This window comes from Streptomyces sp. NPDC104096 (assembly GCF_055584385.1).
Genome location: NZ_JBVJMD010000131.1, coordinates 1 through 5,082 on the forward strand (window position 1 = coordinate 1; position 5,082 = coordinate 5,082).

At 70.1% G+C, this 5,082-nt stretch carries 7 protein-coding genes and 2 pseudogenes; 2 read left to right on the plus strand and 7 right to left on the minus strand.

From position 1 onward, the window contains the following. The 6 genes and pseudogenes from ACZ60B_RS42460 to ACZ60B_RS42485 form a co-directional block, all read right to left on the minus strand. Positions 1 to 202: pseudogene (locus ACZ60B_RS42460) on the minus strand (transposase); the annotation flags it as partial. Then, positions 203 to 787, minus strand: coding sequence for a DinB family protein (locus tag ACZ60B_RS42465; RefSeq protein ID WP_469397320.1), 585 nt, complete (start codon positions 785 to 787; stop codon positions 203 to 205). 183 nt (positions 788 to 970) lie between these two features. Continuing rightward, positions 971 to 1,234 carry a hypothetical protein gene (locus ACZ60B_RS42470; protein WP_469397323.1) on the minus strand — a complete coding sequence of 88 codons (264 nt, stop codon included), beginning with the start codon at positions 1,232 to 1,234 and terminating at the stop codon, positions 971 to 973. Beyond that, entirely contained in the window at positions 1,231 to 1,527 is a 297-nt protein-coding gene (locus ACZ60B_RS42475; protein ID WP_469397327.1) for a DUF6247 family protein, read from the minus strand. The genes ACZ60B_RS42470 and ACZ60B_RS42475 overlap by 4 nt, the downstream gene beginning before the upstream one ends. A 633-nt stretch (positions 1,528 to 2,160) precedes the next feature. After that, complete coding sequence (locus tag ACZ60B_RS42480) at positions 2,161 to 2,451, minus strand: hypothetical protein (protein WP_469397330.1); 291 nt, start codon at positions 2,449 to 2,451, stop codon at positions 2,161 to 2,163. Positions 2,452 to 2,653: 202 nt separating this feature from the next. Beyond that, complete coding sequence (locus ACZ60B_RS42485) at positions 2,654 to 3,517, minus strand: LysR family transcriptional regulator (RefSeq protein ID WP_469397332.1); 864 nt, start codon at positions 3,515 to 3,517, stop codon at positions 2,654 to 2,656. A gap of 93 nt (positions 3,518 to 3,610) precedes the next feature. On the opposite strand from ACZ60B_RS42485, the gene ACZ60B_RS42490 reads away from it, so the two are divergent. Further along, a complete protein-coding gene (locus ACZ60B_RS42490) occupies positions 3,611 to 4,348 on the plus strand; it encodes an SDR family oxidoreductase (protein ID WP_469397334.1) in 738 nt (245 codons plus the stop codon). 244 nt (positions 4,349 to 4,592) lie between these two features. Next, entirely contained in the window at positions 4,593 to 4,847 is a 255-nt protein-coding gene (locus ACZ60B_RS42495) for a hypothetical protein (protein ID WP_469397336.1), read from the plus strand. 85 nt (positions 4,848 to 4,932) lie between these two features. Here the strand turns inward: ACZ60B_RS42495 and ACZ60B_RS42500 are convergent. Next, positions 4,933 to 5,082 (minus strand): annotated as a pseudogene (locus tag ACZ60B_RS42500) (IS630 family transposase); the annotation flags it as partial.

The following is a 5,082-nucleotide window of genomic DNA, read 5'->3' on the forward strand; positions in this document are numbered from 1 at the left end:
CATTGATGACCTCCGGTCGGTACCGCAGCATCTTGAGCTTGCGCTTCACGGCACGGGTGATCTGGCTGAGGTCGGCTGCGGCGAGGCTGCCGATGCCACGCTTGACCAGCGACCAGATGCCTTCTTGCAGGTTCAGGTCGGGCGCGTGGGTGGGCAGCTGGAAGACGGTGAGCCAGTCCGCGCTCGCTTCGATGAACGCCCTCTAAGCCTTGGTTGGTGCGGCCGTCCGGGCGGCCTGCTCGATCTTCGCGAAGTAGGCCGCACGGGCTTCCTCGTCGATCGGCAGCTCGTTCTCGGCGCGCACCCCGGTCCGGCCGTCGACGCCCTCGCGCAGGATGTCGGCGTGCCCGGCATGCCGGATGGTCTCGCCGAGGACATGGACCATGATGGCCAACAGGTTCGTGTTCGGATGAGGCTCCGACCACCAGGGCACGTGGCCGGGGGCATTGAGGGCGAGCTCGTTGATCGTCGCGTCCGAGTGTTCCCACGTGCGCCGGTAGAACCCGATGATCTGATCGCGCGTCTCGCTCTCGGCCGCCCATTGATCGCTGCCGTCGGAGTCCTGCCACCGGCACAGCGGTTCCGGGGAAGGGCGGTCGAAGACCTCACCGAAGTACCTGGCCTCGACCGTGGCCACGTGTTTGACCAGGCCGAGGAGGTTGGTCCCGGTCGCTGTCAGAGGCCGACGCGCGTCGTATTCGGACAAGCCATCGAGCTTCCAGAGCAGCGCCTCACGGTCCCGCCGCAGTCTCTGGTGCAGGTTGTCTTTCGCGAACTCATCGATCATGCGGCACGAGCCTGCCATGGGCTGCTCATGGTCTCAAGATCCCGTACGCGGTCCGCAACGACTGGCGGAGCCGTGGTCAACTATGGTCACCGCCCCGACCTGCTGCAAGGGGCTCAGGAACCTGCCCACGCGAGACAACCTCTTAATCTGCATGTCCTGGACATCCCGCGATGTCGCAGACGGCTATCCGAGATAAACGATGTCGACGACGTACAGGCGTCCGGCTGTACGGTTGATCCAGTAGACGGCGGCGAGGGCTCCGACCGAGGCGGAGCGGACGTCCTCGCCCTCGGGGTCGCGGGCGTTGAAGGGCGGGAACGACCACGGGTCGCGGCCGGCGATGTCCAGGACGTCCCGCAGCATCTCGCGCGCGTGGTCGGGCAACTCCTTCACCGTTCCTGCAGCTTGAGGAGACAGGCGGGCGGGCCAGGGCGGCAGCTCGCTCACGGACGGGCTCCAAGGACCTGGTCCAGGCCAATGCCGTCGGAGTCGTCGCAGCCTCCGGCAAGGAAGGCGTCGACGGCCGGAGCCGCGGCGAGGCGGGCCCTCCAGGTGCGGACGACCGTGTGGACGGGGGCGAGGCTGAAGGAGTGCCGGGCGTCGTCCAACGCGCGTGCCCAGTCCTGCTCGAACGCGGGCACCCAGGTGTCGGCGCGGCGGTCGGCGCGCAGATCCTGGAGCAACTGGACGGCGGCCGCGGGGGCCGGCGGGGCTGGGGCTTCCTCGGGCTGCGCGCTCATCGGGTCCTCCTGGCGGGTCGTATCGCCACCGTACGCGCGGTGCTGGGCGGCGGGGACGCACATGCTGAGATCCCTTCCCGTGCTGATCCGCCTCAGTCGGCCGTCGGCGAAGACGCGCTCGGCGCGCGCCGACGTGAACTCTTCTTCGGACTGCCGAAGCCGAGGACATCGGGGCCAGAGCCGCTGGCTCGCTTGACGTCGATCTTGCGGCCGTCGCCCTGGATGTCGTAGCCCGGCCCGTTGGCGAAGCAGTGCCTGGGCCGGCTGGGCGTCGCTGTCCTGAACGACGTGGAGACGGCCTGGGAGCGGGCTGCATTTGGGGGCGGGTTCGTCTACCGGGGCGAGCCGCTGCCACATGCCGGTGCTGAGCCGGGCGAGGATGGCGGTGGAGAACTGCTCGCGGGCGCCGGGGACGAGGCGACCGCCGACGGTGGCGGATCCGTCGGGGCCGCCGTGCGTCAAACGATCACCGCGTCACCCCTTGCGGCCCTTCGGTCCCCGCCGCGCCTGCCGCCTGGGATCCGGACGGACCGCGCCCGTCGTGTCCGGCCCTTGGATGACCTCGCCCTGCACGTCGCCCGCGAGTGGTTGGACTTTCGGCGCTGCCGTTGGCCCGACACCACCGATCTTCACCTACTGATCAACAAGTTCACCGCCCCGGTCAGCCAGGTCTCCCTCACCGCACCGCTTCGCGGTCAGGCCGCCGCACTGGAACGGCTCCGCGTCGACCGCCAGCTCGAAGAAGCCCTCGTCCACCTGGAACGAGCCCAGCACGAACACCATGTCACCGTCAGCGGGCCACTGCCGGGCAACCCCACCCGCCGGCACCGCAAGAACGAGGGCTTCGGCCGGGACGACTTCCACATCGACTTCGACCGCCGACAGGTGACCTGCCCCCAGGGCCAGGTCAGCGCCGGCTGGCACGGCCCCTACCCGACGTCCTCACCTACCGCCGGCCCGCTGATCGTGGCCCGGTTCGCCAAGAGCCGATGCCGTCCCTGCCCGGTCCGCACCCGGTGCACCACCACCGCCGACAGCTCCCGGACCGTGGGCTTTCCCCCACGAGAGCTCCACGACCTGCAACTCCGCGCTGTCCCGGGTGCTGATCGGTGGGGGCAGGAGCTGGTCAGAGCCGTGCGGCCGTGCGGACCAGGCCGGCCAGGGCGAGGGAGCGGCTGTGGGCGGGCCAGGCGATGTGGGTCACGACGGTAGGTGCGTCGGTCAGGGGGACGGCCGTGTGTTCGGCCCACAGCCAGGAGCGGGTGGAGTCGGGGACGACCGCCACGGTGCGTCCGAGGGCGATCAACTGGGCCAGTTGCGTCTGGTTGTGGATCTCGGGGCCCGGGCCGGGTGCGTAGGTGCCGTGGGTGGGCCAGCGGGCGAGCGGCAGATCGGGGACGTCCCTGACATCGGCCAGGGACAAGGTCTCGCGGGCGGCGAGGGGGTGCCCGGCGGGCAGGACGGCGACCTGCCCCTCGGTCGTCAGTGCCTCGCTGTCGAACCCGGCGAGGGAGTTCCACGGCGTGTGCATGAGCGCGACATCGGCGCGTCCGTCGCGCAGCAGCTCTTCCTGCTCGCAGATGCCGCACGGCAGCACCTCGATCTCGGCACTGTCGGGCTCGGCCGCGTAGGCGTCGAGAAGCTTCCGCAGCAGTTCGTGGGAGGCGGCAGCCTTCACCGCGAGGACCAGCCGACCGCGCGGGCCGCCAGGGCTGTCGGCACCGCCGGCACGCCGGGTGCGGCGAGCGGCGGCAGCGGTCGCGTCGAGGGCCGCCCGGCCCTCGTGCAGCAGCACCTCTCCCGCACCGGTCAGGCGGACACCACGGCGGTTGCGCTGCAGCAGGCAGACCCCCAGGCGCCGTTCGAGCTGCTGGATCGCCCGCGACAGCGGCGGCTGGGCCATGCCGAGGCGCTCGGCGGCGCGCCCGAAGTGCAGTTCCTCGGCGACGGCCACGAAGTACCTCAGCTCGCGGGTTTCCAGGGTGTCCACGGCCGCAGCATACGGCGGTGATACCCGGCAGGTATGACAGGACACCGTATCGGTGTTGGCCGCGCCCCTCGTCCGCGAGCCAGCATCATCAGCATGAGCGAAACGATGATCGCGCTGGTGACCGGCGCGAACAAGGGCATCGGGTACGAGATCGCGGCCGGGCTGGGCGGCCTGGGGTACCGCGTGGGCGTGGGAGCCCGCGACGTTGCCCGACGCGAGACCGCCGTCGGGAAGCTGCGCGCCGTCGGCGTGGACGCGTTCGGGGTACCGCTGGACGTGACCGACGACCGGAGCGTCACTGATGCCGCGGAACTGATCGAACGGCTGGCCGGGCGCCTGGACGCCCTGGTCAACAATGCAGGCATCTCGGGCGAGATGGACCCGGGGTGGGTGCAGGACCCGACCGCGCTCGACCTGGAGGTGCTCCGCACGGTCGTGGACACCAACGTCATGGGTGTCGTCCGGGTGACCAACGCGATGCTGCCCCTGCTGCGGGGCTCGGCCTCGCCACGCATCGTCAACGTCTCCAGCAGCGTCGGCTCCCTGACCCGGCAGGCGGACCCGGACATCGAGATCGGCCCGATCATGGCTGCCTACGCGCCGTCGAAGTCGTTCCTCAACGCCCTCACCGTGCAGTACGCCCGGCGGTTCGCCGGTACGAACATCCTGGTCAACGCCGCCTGCCCGGGCTTGGTCGCGACCGACTTCACAGGCTTCCAAGGGCCCCGCACTCCTGAACAGGGCGCGGCCACAGCGATCCGGCTCGCCACCCTGCCCGACGGCGGCCCGACCGGTTCGTTCTTCGAGGACGACGGCGTCGTCCCCTGGTGATCACGAACCCGCCATGAATCGACGAAGCTCCGGTAAATCCACGAAACGGTGACGAAGGACCAGATGAACTGGCGCAGAAGGCTTGACGAGTCGCGCGAGTTCAGCGCCGGGCGGCTGTTCGTCAGCGGCTCGCCGGGGCCTCAGGACGGCCGCAAGAGCCGGGCCAACGACCTGGACAACGGGACGTTCCTGGCTCAGGTGCGCCTTCGCGGGGTACGCGCACCCGGCCCTGGAGAACCCCGACATGCAGGAGTTGCTTCTGCCCGCACTGCGCGCGGACGTCGCGATGCACAAGGATTACCGGCCCTCGACGGACGATCCGCTGCGGGCGCCCGTCACGGCTCTGCGCGACAGCCAGGACGAGTGGATGAGCCGTGCCGCGCTCGCCGGACGGACCGACGCCATCGACGAGGGACTCGACGTCGTCGAACTGGACAGCGGGCGCATGCACCTGGCCGACGACGCGCCCGCCCTCCTCCGGGCCCAGCTCGGCCGCTGAAACGCCCGTGATCCGCCGTCTGTTGCGCGGTCGCAGCAGTCCCCGTCAGGGTGTGCGTATGCCGGACGGCCCCGGACGACGTCAGCTAGTCTTCCGAGTCGGGAATTCTGTTCAGATAGCTGGCGAGGCGTTCGAGGATTTCGTCCGCGGTCTTCGTCCAGACGTAGGGCTTGGGGTCGGTGTTCCAGGCGGCGATCCAGTTGCGGATGTCCTTCTCCAGGGCCTGGACGGACCG

Bases quoted from the DNA above. Each gene is read 5' to 3' on its own strand.
- ACZ60B_RS42495 (WP_469397336.1), top strand. From the start codon at position 4,593: ATGCAGGAGTTGCTTCTGCCCGCACTGCGCGCGGACGTCGCGATGCAC.
- ACZ60B_RS42465 (WP_469397320.1), bottom strand. From the start codon at position 787: ATGATCGATGAGTTCGCGAAAGACAACCTGCACCAGAGACTGCGGCGG.
- ACZ60B_RS42475 (WP_469397327.1), bottom strand. From the start codon at position 1,527: ATGAGCGCGCAGCCCGAGGAAGCCCCAGCCCCGCCGGCCCCCGCGGCC.
- ACZ60B_RS42490 (WP_469397334.1), top strand. From the start codon at position 3,611: ATGAGCGAAACGATGATCGCGCTGGTGACCGGCGCGAACAAGGGCATC.